The following is an 18,173-nucleotide window of genomic DNA, read 5'->3' on the forward strand; positions in this document are numbered from 1 at the left end:
GATGCCGGACTTCCTGTCCAGACTCACCGGCATGATCATGCGGCTGCTGCCGCTGCTGCTGATGGCCATCGTCGCCGGCAGCACGTTCTGGCTGGTGCAGTTGAACTCGCCGCGCGAGGCCAGCGAGCAGTCGCGCGTCAAGCGCCATGAGCCCGACTACTGGATGGACCGTTTCTCGGCCACCGAACTGGCCGAGGACGGCACCACCAAGCTGCGCTTCACGGGCGTGAAGATGGTGCACTTCGAGGACGACCAGACCTACGAGGTGACCACCCCGGCCATGCGTTCGTACGAGCCGGACCGCCCACCGGTCACCGCCAATTCCCAGCGCGGCACCATGAACGCCGAGGGCTCGATCATCGATCTCTACGGCAATGCGTTCGTGGTCCGCCAGGCCGGCGTCGACCCGTCCAAGGACCCGCGCATGACCGCGGCATCGCAATACTTCCAGTTGCTGGTCAATGACGACATCGTCAAGACCGACAAGGCGGTGGAGCTGACGCGCGGCCCGTCGGTCATGACGGCCAACGGCATGATCTTCAACAACGTCACCCGCGAAGTACAATTGCTGGGCAACGTACGCGGCACCATCATCATGAACCCGCCGCAGGGGCAGGCCAGGACCCAGTGACCCCGGGGGACGCAAACGCTCCGGCGCATCCTGGCCGCCGTCTTTATCTCACCATTCGCCAAACATGACTGCATCCCTGACGACATCGCCCTGTCGCCGCCTCGCGCCCGCCCTGCTGGCGTCCATCGCCGCCCTCGGCCTGACGCTGGCCGCGCCGGCCTTTGCCGAGCGCGCCGACCAGGGCAAGCCGCTGGTGCTGGAGGCCGACAACGCCAGCTACGATGACGTCAAGCAGATCTACACCCTCACCGGCAACGTGGTGCTGACCAAGGGCACCATGGTGCTGAAGTCCGACGCGGCCGAGCTGCGCACCGACCCCGAGGGTTACCAGTACGCCATCGCCACGTCCAAGCCCGGCCGTCAGGCGTATATCCGCCAGAAGCGCGACGGCGTGGACGAGTACATCGACGGCTGGGGCGACCGCATCGAATACGACGGCAAGTCCGAGATCAACAAGCTGATCGGGCATGCCCGCGCGGCGCGCGTGTCGGGCGTGGGCGCGAAGATCATCGACGAGATCCGCGGCGCCGTGATCACCTACGACAGCCGCAACGAGTACTACACCGCCACCGGCGGCGACAACAACACCACGGCCGGCAATACGTCGGGCCGCGTGCGCGCGGTGCTGTCGCCGCGCTCGGACGCCAGCGCCCCCGCCGCTGCGGGCGCACCGCTGGATCTGAAGCCGTCCACCGCGCCCAAGCCTTAACGCCTTACCTCCAGCCAGTCCTGATGAACGATTCCGCCACGCTCACCGCCTCTGCCACGTCCTCCGCATCCGCCGTCCGCACCGACAGCAGCACGCTGGTCGTGCGTCACCTGAAGAAACGCTACGGCACGCGCACGGTGGTCAAGGACGTATCGCTCGACGTGAAAAGCGGCGAGGTGGTGGGGCTGCTGGGCCCCAACGGCGCCGGCAAGACCACGTCGTTCTACATGATCGTGGGGCTGGTGGCGCTGGACGAAGGCGACATCGTGCTCGACGACGAGCACATCAGCGGACTGGCCATCCACGAACGCGCCCGCATGGGCCTGTCGTACCTGCCACAGGAAGCGTCGGTATTCCGCAAGCTCAACGTGGAAGAGAACATCCGCGCGGTGCTGGAACTGCAGGTGGAAAACGGCAAGCCGCTGCCCAAGGCCGAAATCGAACGCCGCCTGGATTCGCTGCTCGACGACCTGCAGATCGCCCATCTGCGCAACAACCCGGCGCTGTCGCTGTCGGGCGGCGAGCGCCGCCGCGTGGAAATCGCGCGCGCGCTGGCGTCGTCCCCGCGCTTCATCCTGCTCGACGAACCGTTCGCCGGCGTGGACCCGATCGCCGTGGGCGAAATCCAGCGCATCGTGAGCTTCCTGAAGGCGCGCAATATCGGCGTGCTGATCACCGACCATAACGTGCGCGAAACGCTGGGCATCTGCGACCACGCGTACATCATCAGCGAAGGCACCGTGCTGGCCGCCGGCCAGCCCGAGGAAATCATCGCCAACGAGTCGGTACGCCGCGTCTACCTGGGCGAAAACTTCCGCATGTAAGGCGCGGCCGCCCCCGCGGCCACACTGCCGACAGGTTTCCGGCAGGTCATCGGCAGGTCATCGGCAGGTCATCGGCAGGTCATCGGCAGGTCATTTTTACCGCACTTGCCCACGGCTATTTCAAAGCCGTTGCCGATCAGGAAGCCGAAGCGATAGGTTGTAGCAAATTCCGTTCCAACAACGGAAAGATGCGCATAGAATAGGTCGCATGAAACCTTCGCTTCAGCTCCGCCTCTCCCAACATCTGGCCCTCACGCCGCAACTGCAGCAGTCCATCCGGCTGCTTCAGCTTTCCACGCTCGAACTGCAACAGGAGGTGGAACAGGCGCTGACGGAAAACCCGCTGCTGGAACGCGAGAACGACTGGATCGAAAGCCCGCTGCGCGTGGCGGCTGACGGCTCCGTTAATCTGCAAAGCGCCCCGGCGCCGGCCCCGTCCGAACCGCAGGCCAACGGCGACGATCGCAGCGAACATGCGTCCGGCGGCGAGGAAGAAGGCTTCAGCGATTCCGGTGCCGAGGACTACGGCAACGACTGGAGCCTCGACGACTTCGCGCGCCGCCCGCAGAACGACGAAGACGAAAAGACGCCGATGCAGTTGCGTGACGCGGACCCCACGCTGCGCGAGTACCTGATGGAACAGCTGACGCCGCTCAAGATTTCGGCGCGCGACAAGGGCCTGGCCATCTTCCTGATCGAATCGCTCGACGACGACGGATACCTGAGTGCGTCACTCGAGGAAATCTGCACCGAACTGCCCGAAGAACTCGAATTCGAGGTGGAAGAAGTGCAGGCGATGCTGACGCTGCTGCAGAGCTTCGATCCGCCCGGCGTGGGCGCGCGCAATGCCGCCGAATGCCTGAGCCTGCAATTGAAACGGCTGCAGCATCCGCAGCGCGAACTGGCCCTGTCCATCGTCAACCATCATCTTGAACTGCTGGCGGTCAGGGATTACACGCGCCTCAAGAAAGCGCTGCAGGTGGACGAAATTGCACTAAAGGCGGCGCACGACCTGATCCGCTCGCTGGCACCGTACCCAGGACATGCGTACAGCCGCCCCGAGGCCGATTTCGTGGTGCCGGACGTGTTCGTGCGCAAGAGCGGCAGCGGCTGGATTGCCCAGCTGAATCCGGATGTGATGCCGCGCCTGCGCATCAACGACATGTACGCGCAGATCTTGCGCGGTGCAAAAGGCGAAGCGGGGGCTGCGGGACTGCAGCAAAAGCTGCAGGAAGCGCGGTGGCTTATCAAGAACATCCAGCAAAGATTCGACACGATCCTGCGTGTGGCGCAGGCAATTGTGGAGCGTCAGAAGAACTTTTTTTCGCACGGCGAAATAGCGATGCGGCCCTTGGTTTTGCGGGAAATTGCCGATACACTCGGTTTACATGAGTCGACCATTTCCCGGGTGACCACGAACAAATACATGGCCACGCCAATGGGTACTTTCGAGTTGAAGTACTTCTTTGGTAGCCACGTCTCCACGGAGACGGGCGGCGCGGCCTCTTCCACGGCGATCCGCGCGCTGATCAAGCAACTGATAGGAGCCGAAGAACCCAGGAATCCTCTTTCCGACAGCCGCATCGCCGAATTGCTGGGCGAACAGGGCTTTGTGGTCGCACGCCGCACGGTGGCCAAATATCGCGAAGCACTGAAGATCCCCGCAGTCAATCTCCGCAAGTCTTTGTAGCCGAGCCGCAACCGCCTGCCTGGTGCGGCTCTTTCAGAAGGAGAAGCGCTATGAACTTCAAGATCAGTGGACACCACCTCGACATCACGCCGCCGCTGCGTGAGTATGTGGAAACGAAACTGGAGCGAATTGTCAGGCATTTCGATCAGGTCATTGGCGTGAGCGTGCTGCTATCTGTCGACAACCACAAGGAAAAGGACAAGCGTCAGTACGCGGAAATCAATCTGCATCTCAAGGGCAAGGACATCTTCGTCGAAGCGCACCATGAAGACCTGTACGCTGCGATCGACTGTCTGGTCGACAAGCTCGACCGGCAGGTGATCCGCTACAAGGACCGCGTGCAGGGTCATGACCGGGAAGCGGTCAAGTACCAGATGGCTGAAGCCCAGCTACAGCAACAATAGGCTGGCAAATCCTTGACTGCCCCTCGAGGCGGACGTCAGCGTCCCCGAGAGGACTGACAGGAAGAGAGCAAAGCCGCGCATCTGCGCGGCTTTTTTGATGGCTGCGCGCCCGCGTCGGGCTGACATTCTCCGTTACCTTCCCACCACGGCCGAAACCAATTGATTTGCCGGGGGTGTTCGCATCTTGCGCGGCTCGGTGTATGCTGCGCCATACAAGAACGACAGGCAGAACGGTCCCGGTGACCCGAACGGCAGGCCACGTGACGGAAGATCATGCGGGCGCCGGCGGCAATATCCGGGTGGGCAATCCGGCCGGCCAATCCGCGGCACCACCCGCGGCGCCGGCGCTGCAGTGCACAAGCGCGCTGTGGCCCTGCTCTATAATGAGCCGGACGTTCCAATGCGGGCGTCCACCAAGCACTCGATATCCTGAATTGCCCCATCCGGCGGGACGGCATTTGTGCGCCGTATCGCCAACCTGACTTCTCGTGCATCGCCCATGAATCGTTTGGCCAAATTGCTGCCACCCGGCAACATCCATCTCGACGTCACCGTCACCAGCAAGAAGCGGGTCTTCGAGCAAGCCGGGCTCCTGTTCGAGAACAACCATGGTGTGGCCCGCGCCACCGTCACGGACAACCTTTTCGCCCGCGAATCGCTGGGTTCGACCGGCCTCGGTGCCGGCGTCGCCATTCCGCACGGCCGTATCAAGGGCCTGAAGCAGCCGCTGGCCGGCTTCATGCGCCTGGCCGAGCCGATTCCGTTCGAATCGCCCGACGGCAAGCCGGTCTCGCTGCTGATTTTCCTGCTGGTACCCGAACAGGCCACCCAGCAGCACCTCGAAATTCTCTCGGAAATCGCACAGTTGCTGTCGGACCGCGAGATGCGCGAAGGGCTGGCCACGCTGCCCACGCCCGAAGCCGTCCACCAGTTGCTGACCGAATGGCATCCGTGACGATCCGCAGGCCGGCCTGGCTGGCCGCCTGAAGCCATACCGCCCCCTCGTAGAAAGCATCCCGCATGGAACTCACCGGCGTCACCTCGCAGTCGATCTTCGACGACAACGCAGCCGACATCAAACTGTCGTGGGTCGCCGGTCTGGAAGGTGCCGACCGGGCCTTTGACGTCGAATTCGCTCGCGAAGCCACTTCCGCCGCCGATCTGGTGGGCCACCTGAACCTGATCCACCCGAACCGGATCCAGGTGCTGGGCAAACCCGAAATCCAGTATTACCAACGCCTGGACGACGAACCGCGCAAGCGCCAGATGGGCGAACTGATCCTGCTGGAGCCGCCGTTCCTGGTGGTGGCCGACGGCATGGAGCCCCCGCCCGACCTGGAACTGCGCTGCACGCGCTCGTCGACCCCGCTGTTCACCACGCCGGTGTCCTCGGCGGCCGTGATCGATCACCTGCGCCTCTACCTGTCGCGCATCTCCGCGCCGCGCGTGACGATGCACGGGGTATTTCTGGACATCCTCGGCATGGGCGTGCTGATCATGGGCGAATCGGGCCTGGGCAAGAGCGAGCTGGGCCTGGAACTGATTTCGCGCGGCCACGGCCTCGTGGCGGACGATGCCGTCGATTTCGTCCGGCTGGGCCCCGACTTCATCGAAGGCCGCTGCCCGCCGCTGCTGCAGAACCTGCTCGAAGTGCGCGGCCTGGGCCTGCTCGATATCAAGACGATCTTTGGCGAAACGGCGGTGCGCCGGAAGATGAAGCTCAAGCTCGTGGTGCAGCTGGTACGTCGCAACGATGGCGAATTCGAACGGCTGCCGCTCGATTCCCAGTACCTCGACGTGCTGGGCCTGCCGATCCACATGGTGAAGATCCAGGTGGCGGCCGGCCGAAACCTGGCCGTTCTGGTCGAAGCCGCCGTGCGCAACACGATCCTGCGACTGCGCGGCATCGACACCCTGCGCGACTTCATGGACCGCCAGCGCGCGGCCATGCAGGCCGACGTGGTATCGCGCGGACAAGGTCGCCTGCTCTGAGCCGCCACCGCGCCCGTGTGCAAACGCCCGCTTCATTCGCGGGCGTTTTTCATTTGCTTACAAGCCTGGCATAGCCCTTCGTCAACGAACTGCGGGCGGCCGCCGTTTTGTGCTGTAATGGGCGCCGAGCCCAGGTTCCGCCAGACGCCGGCATGGCGCGCGGCCACGATGTGTTTCCACAGCCAGGAGAGAAGCATGAAAAAGCTGATCGCGATGTGTTTGCTGGTTACCCCCCTGTTCGCCACGGCCGCGTTTGCCCAGGGCGCCTCGGCTCCGGCCGCTGCCGAGAAGTCCGGCAAGACCGCGCAGCAGGAGAAGATGGCGGCCTGCTCCAAGGCCAACAAGGGCAAGAAGGGCGACGAATACAAGAAGGCGCAGAGCGAGTGCCTGTCGGCCAGCGGCCCCGCCCCGGCAGCCGAGCCGAAGACCCAGCAGGAAAAGATGGCCGCGTGCTCCAAGGCCAACAAGGGCAAGAAGGGCGACGAATACAAGAAGGCACAGAGCGAGTGCCTGTCGGCCAAGCCGGCAACCTGATCGGCGCGGTTCGCACCCCCGGTTCATCACCCCGGGGTTCACAAACCGTTACGCGGCCCGATCCGGGCAATGTTCCCTCGGAAAATGGCGAATCCTCTGCGATTCGCCATTTTTGTCTGGGACAAGCTGTCATGACGCGGTTACCTTGCGGTGCTATCCTTGCGTCGCTATGCGGATCATTCTCATCACCGGAATTTCCGGCTCCGGCAAGTCGGTCGCCCTGAACGTCCTGGAAGATGCAGGCTACTACTGCGTCGACAACCTGCCGGCCCAGTTCATCCCCGAGCTCACGGCCTATCTGGCCGACCAGGGCTATACCCATCTTGGCGTGGCCACGGACATTCGCAGCCGCGAGTCGCTGGCGCGGCTGCCGGACACCGTCCGCGAGCTTTCCGCCCATCATCAGGTGCAGGTGCTGTTCCTGACGGCCAATACCGATGCGCTGGTGCAGCGGTATTCGGAGACGCGCCGCCGCCACCCGCTGTCGACCCGTGTCGGCGTAGGCCCGGACGGCGCGCCGCTGGGCGTCCTGGAAGGCGCTGGGCCAGGGGGACCCGGCGCAACGGTCAGTACATCGCTGATCGAAGCCATCGAAATGGAACGCGGGCTGCTCAGCCCCTTGTCCGAGTCCGCCCATCGCATCGATACCAGCAATGTGCGCACCAACACGCTGCGCAGCTGGGTCAAGGAGCTGATTCGGAACGACAGCGCCAGCGGCCAGTCGCTCACGCTGCTGTTCGAATCGTTCGGCTTCAAGCACGGGGTGCCGAGCGACGCGGACATGGTGTTCGATGTGCGCTCGCTGCCAAACCCCTATTACGATCTGGCCCTGCGCCCGCTGACCGGCCGCGACGCGCCGGTGGCGGACTTCCTGCAGAGCCAGCCGATGGTGCTGGCCATGGCCGAGGACATTCGCGCCTATGTCGAGAAGTGGCTGCCGAGTTTCATTGCGGACAACCGCAGCTACCTGACCGTGGCCATCGGCTGCACGGGCGGCCAGCATCGGTCGGTGTTCATTGCCGAACGACTCGCCAACTATTTCCGGGCCCATGGTAATGTGCTGGTCAGACACCGCGAATTGGCCCCGGCCGGCTGACACGCGGGCTTGAGGGAACGGCCCCGGCGCCGTCCCGCCACTGGAGCGGCCAATCGCATGTCGACACTCCCCCCAGACACCGCATCCCCGGGCGCCATCATCGAGGCGCTGCCGCTGTTTCCCCTCAACACGGTACTCTTCCCCGACGGCCGCCTGCCTCTGCGGGTGTTCGAGAAACGCTACGTCGACATGGTGCGCAACTGCATGCGCGATGGCACGCCGTTCGGCGTCTGCCTGATCACCAGCGGCGAGGAAGTCGCGCGTCCCGGCCACGAGACGGTGCCCGAGGAAATCGGCTGCCTGGCGCAGATCGTCGACTGCAATATGGAGCAGCTGGGCGTGCTGCTGATTGAGACCCGCGGACGCCGGCGCTTCCGCGTGCTGTCCCACGCCACGCGCGACGACGGCTTGCTGGTGGCCCAGGCCGAAGTGCTGCCCGACGATGTCATCGACTGCAAGCTGGAGCTGCTGAGCGAGTGCCTGGAGGCGCTGCGCCGCATCGTGGCGTCAGTGCATAGCGAACAGCCCGACAAGTCCCGGCTGCCGTTCGCCGAACCCTATCTCTGGGACGACCCGACCTGGGTGGCCAACCGGCTATGCGAACTGCTGCCCGTGCCGCTCAAGGCCAAGCAGATGCTGATGGCGCTGCCCGATGCCGGCATGCGCATCGAAATCGTCCACCGCTACATGCGGCAGCACCACATCGTCTGACGGCACCGATCGTCAGAACGCCAGAAACTCGGGAACTCAGGAATTCAGAAAAGTCCGATGCGCGCCTGGTCTTCGAGCAGGCGCCGCACGGGTGCGGGCGTGCCCAGCGCGTCAAGGTCGTCCAGCGACAGCCAGCGCCGCGCCTGGCCCATATCGCCGTTGGCGGGCCGCGTTGCCGCGTCGAGGTCCACGCGGACCGCACGGATCAGCAGCCGGAAGTGCGTGAAAACGTGCGTCAGTTCGCCGGCCAGATGCGCGCGCACGGGCTGGCCGAATTGCCGCGCCGACTCCAGCGCGGCATCCTCGGCGGCTTCCGCGTCGAACGGCAGGCCGTCCACGGCGATCTCCGGCAGGCTCCACAGCCCACCCCAGATGCCGCTGTCGGGCCGCAGGTTGACGAGCACATCGCGGCCATGGCGCACGATCAGCATCACGGTGCTGCGTTCGGGAATCGCGGCGCGCGGCTTGGGCGTGGGCAGCAGCGCCGTCAGGCCGTCCCGGCGCGCCACGCAGTCCACCGCGAGCGGGCAGCTGTCCGCATCGCCCAGGCACGCCGGCTTGCCACGCGAGCAGATCGTCGCGCCCAGATCCATCAGCCCCTGCGTATAGGCCACCATGTCTTCGGCCTGGTTCGGTCCGGCCGGCGGCAACGCCTGGCCGGCCAGCGCCCACATGCGCGTCTCGACGGCACGTTCGCCGGGGTAGCCGTGGATGCCGAACACGCGCGCAAAGACGCGCTTGACGTTGCCGTCAAGGATGGGCGAGCGCACGCCCGCGCTGAACGCGGCGATGGCCGCCGCCGTCGAGCGCCCGATGCCGGGCAGCGTGACGAGCACGGCCGGATCGGTGGGAAACACGCCGCCGTGGTCTTCCATGACGGCCTTCGCGCAGCGATGCAGGTTGCGCGCACGCGAGTAGTAGCCCAGGCCGGCCCACAGCGCCATGACCTCGTCGGCCGGCGCGGCAGCCAGCGCCGCCACGGTGGGCAGCGCCGACACGAATCGCCGGAAGTACTCGATCACGGCCGCCACCTGGGTCTGCTGGAGCATGATCTCCGAGAGCCAGATGCGGTACGCGTCGCGCGTGTTCTGCCACGGCAGGTCATGCCGGCCATGCTGGCGCTGCCATGCAACCACACGCATGCCGAAATCGGCAGGTACGGCGGTTTCATCGGGGAGCACGGGCACGGCAGCAGGCTTGCGGGGCATTGCGGGGCGTCTGGAATAGAAAAGGCGCCGCTCGAAGGCGGCGCCACATGATACCAACGATGGCGGAACGGCTATGCAGCGCGGGCCGAAGCCTCGACCGGAACCTCCACCAGCTTGCGCGTGAAGGATTCGATCCGGGTGCTGCGCTCGTCCAGGCCGTTCAGCACATCCTCCAGTTCGGCGATGCGGCTTTCCAGCGTGTCGGTGGCCTCGTGGATGCGCTCGATCGAATCCACGCGGCGGCGCAGCTGCTTCTGGTGCTCGCGCACCTGCGCTTCCAGCGGCGTCATCACCGACTTGAGCCAGATCTCGATGTCGCGGTTCAGGTCCCGGAAGTTCTCCAGCACGCGGCTGGCCATCGTCGCAAACGCATTCTGGACCAGTTGCGGACGCGAACGCGTCAGCATGTTCACGGTGCCGAAGTGCGCGTTGACCAGCGCCAGCGTCTCGTTCAGCTCGGCGGCGTAGCGCGATGTCACGAACTGCATCGGCGACGGCAGCGTGAAGCCATGCTCGGCGTTGAAGCGGCGATACATGCTGTCCACCAGCTGGTGCAGGCCGGCGATCTTCTGGTCGGCGTCCTGGATCAGCCCGGCAAGCTGGCCGAACAGCGCCTCCATGTCTTCGCGCAGGCCGCGCGAGAAGAATCGCTCCTTCATCTGCTCGCGCTTGTCGCGCATGGTGCGGCGCACGTCGCGCAACTGCAGGCTCTTGATGATGTCGGCGCTGTGGCGGCCGAACACCAGGCGCAGCGCCTGGAACTTGGCGATGCTCTGCTCGAACTCTTCCTTTTCGCTCTGCACGCGCATCAGCATGTGCTTCACCATCGCGTGGTTCTTGCCGCGCAGGCCGCGCAGTTCGAACAGCTGCTCGACGATATCGCGCCGGCGGCTCTGCAGCAGCTGCTGCGCACCGCGCGACATCTCCTGCACCAGGCGATGCACCTGGTCGGACACGATCTCGCGCCGCTGCGGAATCAGCTGGTCGGACAGCACGTTCTCGAACTGCATCAGGTTGCTGCGCACCAGCATGGGCTGATCGTGCGTGACCTTGGCCACCAGGCCCTTCTGCGCCGACACCGGGTACACGCGGCGCTCCTCGATGCCGAGCGTCTGCGCCGTCGTGCGAACCTGGCGCGCGATCTCGCCCGCGATCTCGGGCGACGACTTCAGTGGGTCCCACAGGCCGTCGATCTTGTTGAGCACAGCCAGGCAGCCCCGGCGATGGCCTGCGCCCACGTGGCTGCGCCACAGCGCAAGGTCGCTCTTGGTCACGCCGGCATCGGCGGCCAGCACGAACACCACCACGTGCGCATCGGGAATCAGCCGCAGCGTCAGTTCCGGCTCGGTACCGATCGCGTTCAGGCCCGGTGTGTCCAGGATCACCAGGCCCTGGCGCAGCAGCGGGTGCGGGAAGTTGATCACCGCATGGCGCCAGCGCGAGATCTCGACCATGCCGTCGGCATCGACCGAATAGGCGGCATCGGGGTCGTTCTCGTTGTACAGGCCCAGCGATTCGGCCATGGCCGGCGTCACGCGCGTGGTTTCCACCACGTGCTGGAAAGCGGCCAGCATGCCCTCGGGCGACGACGGGTCCAGCGGCACCGTGGTCCAGTGCGAATTGGACGAGCCGGGCTCCATGAAGTCGGCCGTCGAGGCGTCCTGCAGGCGCGTTTCGATCGGCAACAGCCGGATGCAGGGCGGCTCGTGCTCGTCGTAACGCAGCTCGGTCGGGCACATCGTCGTCCGTCCGGCGGACGAAGGCAGGATGCGGCGACCGTAGTCGGCAAAGAAGATGGCGTTGATCAGCTCGCTCTTGCCGCGCGAAAACTCGGCAATGAACGCCACCTTGAGGCGGTCGCTCTTGAGCACGCTCTGGATGCGCTGGGCGCGGTCGTCCGCGGTGGCGTCATGCAGGTCGTACTGTTGCAGCCAGGACTGGAATTCGGCGAGTGACTGAAGGACCCCGGTTCTCCAGGCGCCATATTGTTCGAATTGTTGGGCGAGGCTCGTCATGAGGGATTCGCTGTGTCGGCTTGGATTTATGGTGTTGGGCGCGTACTGCACGACTGGCACCGGGCTTGTCCGTTGACCCGCGGACCCGAAGCCACTCGTCTTCGCCGGACGCCATTGTCATTGGGGCGAATCCGGCCGTTTTTGTAACTTTTTATGACTGGGCACACGATACAGGTTTCCGGACACATTTTGTGGAATTCACGTCCCTTGTTACGGTTCTGTGGCCGGAGTGTTGCGCCGACCCATCGGCAATGGTTTGCGACAATGTTTCGCCATCGGATTGCCATGGCCGGTGCCGTGCCAGCCAGCCCCCACCGTTGCCGGCTCAAAAACGCCGGACGGCAGTTCTGGGGGGCCGTTTCAGTGCTGGCAATGCGGGCAGTAGAAGGTGGAACGCTGGCCCTGGACGATCTGCCGGATCGGTGTGCCGCAAACGCGACATGGCTCGCCTGCGCGGTCATAAACCAGGCAGTCGAGCTGGAAGTAACCGCTGCTGCCGTCACTGCCCACGAAGTCGCGCAGCGTGCTGCCGCCCCGCGCAATGGCTTCGGTCAGCGTTTCCCGCACGGCGGCGGCCAGCTTGTCGTATCGCGCCAGGCTGATCTTGCCCGCTGGCGTGGTGGGACGGATGCCCGCGCGGAACAGGCTTTCCGAGCAGTAGATATTGCCTACGCCGACGACGATCTCACCGGCCAGCAGCGCCTGCTTGATCGCCACCGAGCGGCCGCGCGTGAGCCGGTGGAACCACCCGCCGTCGAAACGCGGGTCGAAGGGCTCGATGCCCAGCCGCCGCAGCAGCGGGTGTTCGGACAGCGCCGCTTCGGCCAGCGGGGTCCAGATGATCGCGCCGAAGCGGCGCGGGTCGCGGAAGCGCAGCACCATGAGCGGGCCGTCTTGCGCGTCACCCGGGGCGCCGGCCGATGCCAGGGCGACGTCGAGGTGGTCGTGGGGGCCAGCCGGCGGCGCGTCGGGGTACACACGCAGTGTGCCGGTCATGCCCAGGTGGACAAGCAGCCAGCCGGGCGAATCGTCTCCGGGCCCCGGGCTGCGCCCGCCAGCGGGCGCCGGCAGGCATTCCAGCAGCAGGTATTTGCCGCGCCGTTCGATGCGGCCGATCACGCGCCCGGTCAGGCGCGCCTCCAGTTCGGGCTCCACGGGCCAGCGCAGTCCGCGATGACGCACGGTCACCTGGACGATGTGGCGCCCCACCACGTGCGGCAGCAAACCGCGCCGCGTGACTTCGACTTCCGGTAGTTCTGGCATGGCACCCCGTGATTTTCGGCCGGAATCCGGCCCCGCTTTCCCACCGTTGCAGAACCTATGGAGGGCTTTTGCGCTCCAATGACGCAGGGAATTCCCTGCCGCCAGGCCTGCATGTGCGGGTTCCCATACGTAAGCGCCCCGCGGGGCAAGCAGCGCATTGTAGCGGCAGGCTACAATGCCCCCAATCCATTCCCACGCCCCGTGCGCCGGAGCTTTGCTTTCATGCCGGACAACATCTTGCCCTCTCAAGCCATGCGCCCGGAACCCATCCAGATGAACACTTTCCGTTTCCGTCGCCATGCGCGCGCCCTGGGCGTGGCCGCGTGCCTGGCGTTTGCATCGCTGGCCCACGCCGCCCCGGCAACGGTCGCGCAGGACGATGACGAAGTCATCGAAGTACCTGCGCCGTCAACCGGCGCCAAGGCCCCACGCACACCGCTGCCGAACGTCGCATTGACCCCGGACATCCTGTACCGCGTGCTGGCTGCCGAAATCTCGATGCAGCGCGGGCTGGTGGGACCGGCCTACCGCACCTACATGGACCTGGCACGCGAAACGCGCGATCCGCGCCTGGCGCAACGGGCTACGGAAATCGCCTTCAATGCGCGCGTCGCGCAGCAGGCACTCGACGGGGCGCGCCTATGGGCCGACCTGGCACCGAAGTCGCCCGCGGCGCGACAGGTCCTGTCTACGCTGCTGGTGCTCAACGGTCGGTGGGAAGACGCCGAACCGCTGCTGGTGCAGCAACTGGCGGCCGCCCCGGCCAACCATCGCGGCGAAGCCATCCTGTTGATGCAGCAGCAGATGGCCCGCACCAGCGATCCGGCTGGCGCAGTGGGCGTGCTCCAGCGCATCACGGCCAACGACGCGAAGCTGGCAGAAACGCACCTGGCCCTGGCGCGTGCGCGCGAGGCCGCCGGCGACAATGCCGGCGCGCTGGCCGAACTGGACCAGGCGCTGCGCATCAAGCCCGACCTGGAGCCCGCCGCACTGATGGCGGCCGAACTGCAGGCCGAGTCGGCCACCGACAAGTCGATCGAGGTGCTCAAGCGGTTCCTGGCCAAGTCGCCGTCGTCGGTCAATGGTCACATCACGCTGGCGCGGCTGTATCTGCAGAAGAACGACATGGAAGCCGCCCGCGCCGAATTCGAGGTGCTGCGCAAGGTGGCCCCGAACGACCCGCGCGTGCCGCTGGCGCTGGGCCTGACCAGCCTGCAGGCCCGCAACTACGACGACGCCGAACGCTATCTGAAGGAATACCTGCAGATGGCCGAGAAGTCGCCCGCTGCCAGCCCCGACATCGCGTACCAGTACCTGGCCCAGATTGCCGAGGAAAAGAAGGACTACCCGGCGGCCATCGGATGGCTCGACAGGATCGAGGACGGCCGCCTGGCCACCGCGGCGCAGGCCAAGCGCGGCCAGCTGCTGGCGCGCATGGGCAAGCTCGACGACGCCCAGGCCGTGTTCGGCGACCTGCTGGCCGATGCCGAGGATATTTCCGATCCGTTGCAGCGCGCCCAGCGCATGACCGCGATCCGCCAGGCCGAAGTGGGCGCACTGCTCGAAGCCAAGGCCTACGATCGCGCGCGCAAGGTGCTGAACGAACGCGTGAAGGTCGAGCCCGAGAACGCCGACTGGCTCTATGAACTGGCCATGCTCGACGAACGCGAAAAGCGTTACGACAGCATGGAAAAGGGCCTGCGCAAGGTCATCGCACTGCAGCCCGAGCAGAAGCAGGGCTACAACGCGCTTGGCTATTCGCTGGCCGATCGCAACGAGCGCCTGCCCGAGGCGCGCAAGCTGCTTGAACGCGCATCGGAACTGGGGCCCGACGATCCGTACATCATGGACAGCCTGGCGTGGGTCAAGTATCGCCAGGGGGAACTGCAGCCCGCAGCCGACCTACTGAAGACCGCCTACAGCAAGGCGCCCGAAGCCGAGATCGGCGCGCACCTGGGTGAAGTGCTCTGGCAACTGGGCCAGCACGAGGAAGCGCGCAAGACGTGGACCGAGGCGGCCAAGGTGGAGCCCGAGAACCCCACGCTGGTCGACACGCTGCGCCGCTACAACCAGAGCGTATCGCTGTCGAAGTAGCCCGCATTTGGTATCTTGTCTGGCTGCCCGGGGCCCCGCGCCCGGGCGCTGCTTTCTGGCGATCCATCCGGTGCCAGGCCATCGCCCCGGCCACCGCGTTGTGTCGCCAGCGAACATCGAACGCCGTCCAACTCCCGACATCTTGCACATGCTCCGATCCCGACGCCTGGCCCTGCTCTGCGTGGCCGCCCCGCTCTGGCTTGCCGCGTGCAGCACCATCACGCCATCCCGCAGTTTCGACGCCAGCGAGACCGCGCGCAGCGAGCACTACACCGGGCGCTTCGCCGCCAACTACACGCGCTACGGCCGCAGCGAGGGCGTGCAAGGCAGCTTTCGCTGGCAGGAACAGGGCCGCAACGTGCGGCTCGACCTGATCTCGCCGCTGGGTCAGACGCTGGCCGTGGTGACCAGCACCCCGTCCGGCGCCACGCTCGACCTGCCGAATGAAAAGCCGCGCAATGCCCCCGAGGTGGACAGTCTGATGGAGCAGGCGCTGGGCTTCTCGCTGCCGGTGTCCGGCATGCGCGACTGGCTGCATGCGCGGCCCGCGCCCGGCGCGCCATCCAGCGTCACGCGCGACACCAGCGGACGGCCCGACACGCTCAAGCAAAGCGGCTGGACGGTGCGCTACGTGACCTGGCAGGACGCGCCCGAAGGCACCCCTGCCCCTGCTGCCCAGCCGCGCCGCATTGACATGGCGCGCGACGGCAACGAAGCGCCGCTGTCCGTGCGGCTGGTGATCGATCCCAAATCCGAACAATGACGCAAGCCATGACCGCAGGCACCGCCCTGCCACCCGCCGAACTGCGCAACTGCCCCGCGCCGGCCAAGCTCAACCTGTTCCTGCATGTGACGGGCCGCCGCCCTGACGGCTACCACACGCTGCAAACGGTGTTCCAGCTTATCGACTGGTCGGACACCCTGCACTTTCGCCGCCGCGACGACGGCGTGATCGCGCGGGTCACGGACATCCCCGGCGTGCCCGCCGATACGGACCTGGTGGTGCGCGCGGCACGCGCGCTGCAGCAGGCCTGCGGCACACGCTTCGGCGCGGACATCGCCATCGACAAGATCCTGCCGATGGGCGGCGGCATCGGTGGCGGATCGTCCGACGCGGCCACCACGTTGCTGGCGCTGAACCATCTCTGGGGCGCGGGCGTGCCGCGCGAAGAACTGATGCGCATCGGTCTTGCGCTGGGCGCCGACGTGCCCGTTTTCGTGTTCGGCCAGAACGCCTTCGCCGAAGGCGTGGGCGAGGAACTGACGCCCGTGGCACTGCCCGAGAGCTGGTTCGTGGTTATCCATCCGCGCCAGCATGTACCGACTGCTGCAATTTTTTCGGATGAACGCTTGACAAGGGATTCCCCGATCTCTATAGTTGCGGACTTCGCTGCTTGCACAAACAAATTCGCTTTCGGTCGCAACGACTTGCAAGCGATAGCAACAGCGAAGTTCGGCGAAGTTGCCCGAGCCCTTGAATGGCTGAGACAATATAGTCCGCATGCAAGGATGACCGGTTCCGGAGCCTGCGTATTTGCCCGTTTCGAAGACGAGCAGGATGCGCGGAAGGTGATGGAAAGGTTGCCGTCCGATTGGGATGGCAGGTGTGTGAAAAGTTTGTCTCACCACCCGCTCGCAACGTTCGCATAGCAGGTTTTCGTTTGGCGAAGTACTGAAGTAAAGTTCGGTTCGGCGACAGACGTTAAAGGTTGTGTAGGGGAGTCGCCAAGTTGGTCAAGGCACCGGATTTTGATTCCGGCATTCGAAGGTTCGAATCCTTCTTCCCCTGCCATTACTTCCTATAGTGTCCAAACGGACATGCAGATATCGCTACCGGCGCTGGCCGGTGGCGCAAAGCTCCCCCAGCAGCAAGACAGGTGCCCAGAATGAGCGTCGAAGGCTTGATGGTATTTACCGGCAATGCCAACCCTAAACTCGCGGAGGCTGTCGTACAGCACCTCGGCATTCCGCTGGGCAAAGCTCTGGTCGGCCGTTTCTCCGACGGTGAAGTCCAGGTAGAAATCCAGGAAAACGTTCGCGGCAAGCACGTCATCGTGCTGCAGTCCACCTGCGCGCCGACCAACGACAACCTGATGGAACTGATGGTGATGGTCGATGCGCTCAAGCGCGCCTCGGCACGCAGCATCACCGCCGCCATGCCTTACTTTGGCTATGCGCGCCAGGATCGCCGTCCGCGTTCCGCCCGCGTGGCCATCTCGGCCAAGATCGTGGCCAACATGCTGGAAGTCGCCGGTGTGGAGCGCGTCCTGACGATGGACCTGCACGCCGACCAGATCCAGGGCTTCTTCGATATCCCCGTCGACAACATCTACGCTTCGCCGGTCCTGCTGGGCGACCTGCGCGAGAAGAATTACGGCGACCTGCTGGTGGTTTCGCCGGACGTCGGCGGCGTGGTGCGTGCCCGTGCGCTGGCCAAGCAGCTCGACTGCGACCTGGCCATCATCGACAAGCGTCGTCCCAAGGCCAATGTGTCCGAGGTGATGAACATCATCGGTGAAGTGGCCGGCCGCAACTGCGTGATCATGGACGACATGATCGACACCGGCGGCACGCTGTGCAAGGCTGCCCAGGTGCTGAAGGAACGTGGCGCGCTGAAGGTGTTTGCCTACTGTACGCACCCGGTGCTGTCGGGCGGTGCCGCTGCCCGCATTGCGGCTTCGGAACTGGACGAAGTGGTGGTCTGCGACACGATTCCGCTGTCCGACGAAGCCCGCCAGTCCGGCAAGATCCGCCAGGTTTCGACCGCCCCGCTGCTGGCCGAGACCTTCACCCGGATCGTCAAGGGTGACTCGATCATGTCGCTGTTTGCCGACCACTGATCGGCAAGCAAGCGCAGGGCGGGCAAAAGCCTGCTAGAATTTTGGGTTTACCGCATTGGCCACCTCAGGGTGGCCAATGTGATTCATGCGGTACGGTTTGAGTGTCGTATCGTCAGTCGAGGCTGTCTGGTCGCGGACAGCCTTCTTCACATCTGGAGTTGA

17 protein-coding genes and 1 tRNA gene are annotated in these 18,173 nt (G+C 65.3%); 15 read left to right on the forward strand and 3 right to left on the reverse strand.

What is annotated here, in order from left to right; translation table 11 throughout:
• Position 1 precedes the first annotated feature (1 nt).
• The 10 genes from lptC (at position 2) to AC3G88_RS22830 (ending at position 8,591) form a co-directional block, all read left to right on the forward strand.
• The gene (gene lptC / locus AC3G88_RS22785; RefSeq protein ID WP_400391321.1) at positions 2–631 is read left to right on the forward strand and encodes an LPS export ABC transporter periplasmic protein LptC; all 630 of its coding nucleotides are present in this window, start codon (positions 2–4) and stop codon (positions 629–631) included.
• A gap of 64 nt (positions 632–695) precedes the next feature.
• Positions 696–1,340, forward strand: a complete 645-nt coding sequence (gene lptA, locus AC3G88_RS22790; protein WP_153948984.1) for a lipopolysaccharide transport periplasmic protein LptA — start codon at positions 696–698, stop codon at positions 1,338–1,340.
• 23 nt (positions 1,341–1,363) lie between these two features.
• A complete protein-coding gene (gene lptB, locus AC3G88_RS22795) occupies positions 1,364–2,164 on the forward strand; it encodes an LPS export ABC transporter ATP-binding protein (RefSeq protein ID WP_153948985.1) in 801 nt (266 codons plus the stop codon).
• 208 nt (positions 2,165–2,372) lie between these two features.
• Positions 2,373–3,854: an RNA polymerase factor sigma-54 gene (locus AC3G88_RS22800; RefSeq protein WP_488893998.1), complete on the forward strand. Its 1,482-nt coding sequence runs from the start codon at positions 2,373–2,375 to the stop codon at positions 3,852–3,854.
• Positions 3,855–3,904: 50 nt separating this feature from the next.
• Positions 3,905–4,258 carry a ribosome hibernation-promoting factor, HPF/YfiA family gene (hpf, locus tag AC3G88_RS22805; RefSeq protein WP_066739680.1) on the forward strand — a complete coding sequence of 118 codons (354 nt, stop codon included), beginning with the start codon at positions 3,905–3,907 and terminating at the stop codon, positions 4,256–4,258.
• 499 nt (positions 4,259–4,757) lie between these two features.
• Positions 4,758–5,213, forward strand: a complete 456-nt coding sequence (gene ptsN, locus AC3G88_RS22810; protein WP_066739687.1) for a PTS IIA-like nitrogen regulatory protein PtsN — start codon at positions 4,758–4,760, stop codon at positions 5,211–5,213.
• A 65-nt stretch (positions 5,214–5,278) separates the two neighbouring features.
• Positions 5,279–6,250, forward strand: coding sequence for an HPr(Ser) kinase/phosphatase (hprK, locus tag AC3G88_RS22815; RefSeq protein WP_092603200.1), 972 nt, complete (start codon positions 5,279–5,281; stop codon positions 6,248–6,250).
• 195 nt (positions 6,251–6,445) lie between these two features.
• Entirely contained in the window at positions 6,446–6,784 is a 339-nt protein-coding gene (locus AC3G88_RS22820) for a PsiF family protein (RefSeq protein ID WP_488771388.1), read from the forward strand.
• A 169-nt stretch (positions 6,785–6,953) separates the two neighbouring features.
• Entirely contained in the window at positions 6,954–7,880 is a 927-nt protein-coding gene (gene rapZ, locus AC3G88_RS22825; protein WP_488893999.1) for an RNase adapter RapZ, read from the forward strand.
• A 57-nt stretch (positions 7,881–7,937) separates the two neighbouring features.
• Entirely contained in the window at positions 7,938–8,591 is a 654-nt protein-coding gene (locus AC3G88_RS22830; protein ID WP_488894000.1) for an LON peptidase substrate-binding domain-containing protein, read from the forward strand.
• A gap of 44 nt (positions 8,592–8,635) precedes the next feature.
• On the opposite strand, the gene mutY is transcribed toward AC3G88_RS22830, so the two are convergent.
• From mutY to mutM, 3 genes are all read right to left on the reverse strand, one after another.
• Entirely contained in the window at positions 8,636–9,799 is a 1,164-nt protein-coding gene (gene mutY / locus AC3G88_RS22835) for an A/G-specific adenine glycosylase (RefSeq protein ID WP_488894001.1), read from the reverse strand.
• A gap of 71 nt (positions 9,800–9,870) precedes the next feature.
• Complete coding sequence (locus tag AC3G88_RS22840) at positions 9,871–11,814, reverse strand: dynamin family protein (protein WP_488771390.1); 1,944 nt, start codon at positions 11,812–11,814, stop codon at positions 9,871–9,873.
• A gap of 360 nt (positions 11,815–12,174) precedes the next feature.
• Positions 12,175–13,077, reverse strand: coding sequence for a bifunctional DNA-formamidopyrimidine glycosylase/DNA-(apurinic or apyrimidinic site) lyase (gene mutM / locus AC3G88_RS22845; RefSeq protein WP_488894002.1), 903 nt, complete (start codon positions 13,075–13,077; stop codon positions 12,175–12,177).
• A gap of 273 nt (positions 13,078–13,350) precedes the next feature.
• On the opposite strand from mutM, the gene AC3G88_RS22850 reads away from it, so the two are divergent.
• The 5 genes from AC3G88_RS22850 (at position 13,351) to AC3G88_RS22870 (ending at position 18,011) form a co-directional block, all read left to right on the forward strand.
• Positions 13,351–15,171, forward strand: coding sequence for a tetratricopeptide repeat protein (locus AC3G88_RS22850; RefSeq protein WP_228771001.1), 1,821 nt, complete (start codon positions 13,351–13,353; stop codon positions 15,169–15,171).
• Between the two features lie 148 nt (positions 15,172–15,319).
• Positions 15,320–15,934, forward strand: coding sequence for a lipoprotein insertase outer membrane protein LolB (lolB, locus tag AC3G88_RS22855; RefSeq protein ID WP_488771392.1), 615 nt, complete (start codon positions 15,320–15,322; stop codon positions 15,932–15,934).
• Between the two features lie 8 nt (positions 15,935–15,942).
• Complete coding sequence (gene ispE, locus AC3G88_RS22860) at positions 15,943–16,821, forward strand: 4-(cytidine 5'-diphospho)-2-C-methyl-D-erythritol kinase (protein ID WP_488771393.1); 879 nt, start codon at positions 15,943–15,945, stop codon at positions 16,819–16,821.
• A 65-nt stretch (positions 16,822–16,886) separates the two neighbouring features.
• Positions 16,887–16,963, forward strand: a tRNA-Gln gene (locus AC3G88_RS22865).
• 94 nt (positions 16,964–17,057) lie between these two features.
• Positions 17,058–18,011 carry a ribose-phosphate pyrophosphokinase gene (locus AC3G88_RS22870; protein ID WP_153948997.1) on the forward strand — a complete coding sequence of 318 codons (954 nt, stop codon included), beginning with the start codon at positions 17,058–17,060 and terminating at the stop codon, positions 18,009–18,011.
• Positions 18,012–18,173 lie beyond the last annotated feature (162 nt).

Source organism: Cupriavidus sp. 86D6 (genome assembly GCF_057815095.1).

Excerpts from the sequence above, each read along its gene's own strand:
- lptA (WP_153948984.1), top strand. The coding sequence starts at position 696 with ATGACTGCATCCCTGACGACATCGCCCTGTCGCCGCCTCGCGCCCGCC.
- rapZ (WP_488893999.1), top strand. The coding sequence starts at position 6,954 with ATGCGGATCATTCTCATCACCGGAATTTCCGGCTCCGGCAAGTCGGTC.
- AC3G88_RS22840 (WP_488771390.1), bottom strand. The coding sequence starts at position 11,814 with ATGACGAGCCTCGCCCAACAATTCGAACAATATGGCGCCTGGAGAACC.
- AC3G88_RS22870 (WP_153948997.1), top strand. The coding sequence starts at position 17,058 with ATGAGCGTCGAAGGCTTGATGGTATTTACCGGCAATGCCAACCCTAAA.
- AC3G88_RS22850 (WP_228771001.1), top strand. The coding sequence starts at position 13,351 with ATGAACACTTTCCGTTTCCGTCGCCATGCGCGCGCCCTGGGCGTGGCC.
- mutY (WP_488894001.1), bottom strand. The coding sequence starts at position 9,799 with ATGCCCCGCAAGCCTGCTGCCGTGCCCGTGCTCCCCGATGAAACCGCC.
- AC3G88_RS22820 (WP_488771388.1), top strand. The coding sequence starts at position 6,446 with ATGAAAAAGCTGATCGCGATGTGTTTGCTGGTTACCCCCCTGTTCGCC.
- lptC (WP_400391321.1), top strand. The coding sequence starts at position 2 with ATGCCGGACTTCCTGTCCAGACTCACCGGCATGATCATGCGGCTGCTG.
- mutM (WP_488894002.1), bottom strand. The coding sequence starts at position 13,077 with ATGCCAGAACTACCGGAAGTCGAAGTCACGCGGCGCGGTTTGCTGCCG.
- ptsN (WP_066739687.1), top strand. The coding sequence starts at position 4,758 with ATGAATCGTTTGGCCAAATTGCTGCCACCCGGCAACATCCATCTCGAC.
- ispE (WP_488771393.1), top strand. The coding sequence starts at position 15,943 with ATGACCGCAGGCACCGCCCTGCCACCCGCCGAACTGCGCAACTGCCCC.
- AC3G88_RS22830 (WP_488894000.1), top strand. The coding sequence starts at position 7,938 with ATGTCGACACTCCCCCCAGACACCGCATCCCCGGGCGCCATCATCGAG.
- lptB (WP_153948985.1), top strand. The coding sequence starts at position 1,364 with ATGAACGATTCCGCCACGCTCACCGCCTCTGCCACGTCCTCCGCATCC.
- lolB (WP_488771392.1), top strand. The coding sequence starts at position 15,320 with ATGCTCCGATCCCGACGCCTGGCCCTGCTCTGCGTGGCCGCCCCGCTC.
- hpf (WP_066739680.1), top strand. The coding sequence starts at position 3,905 with ATGAACTTCAAGATCAGTGGACACCACCTCGACATCACGCCGCCGCTG.
- hprK (WP_092603200.1), top strand. The coding sequence starts at position 5,279 with ATGGAACTCACCGGCGTCACCTCGCAGTCGATCTTCGACGACAACGCA.
- AC3G88_RS22800 (WP_488893998.1), top strand. The coding sequence starts at position 2,373 with ATGAAACCTTCGCTTCAGCTCCGCCTCTCCCAACATCTGGCCCTCACG.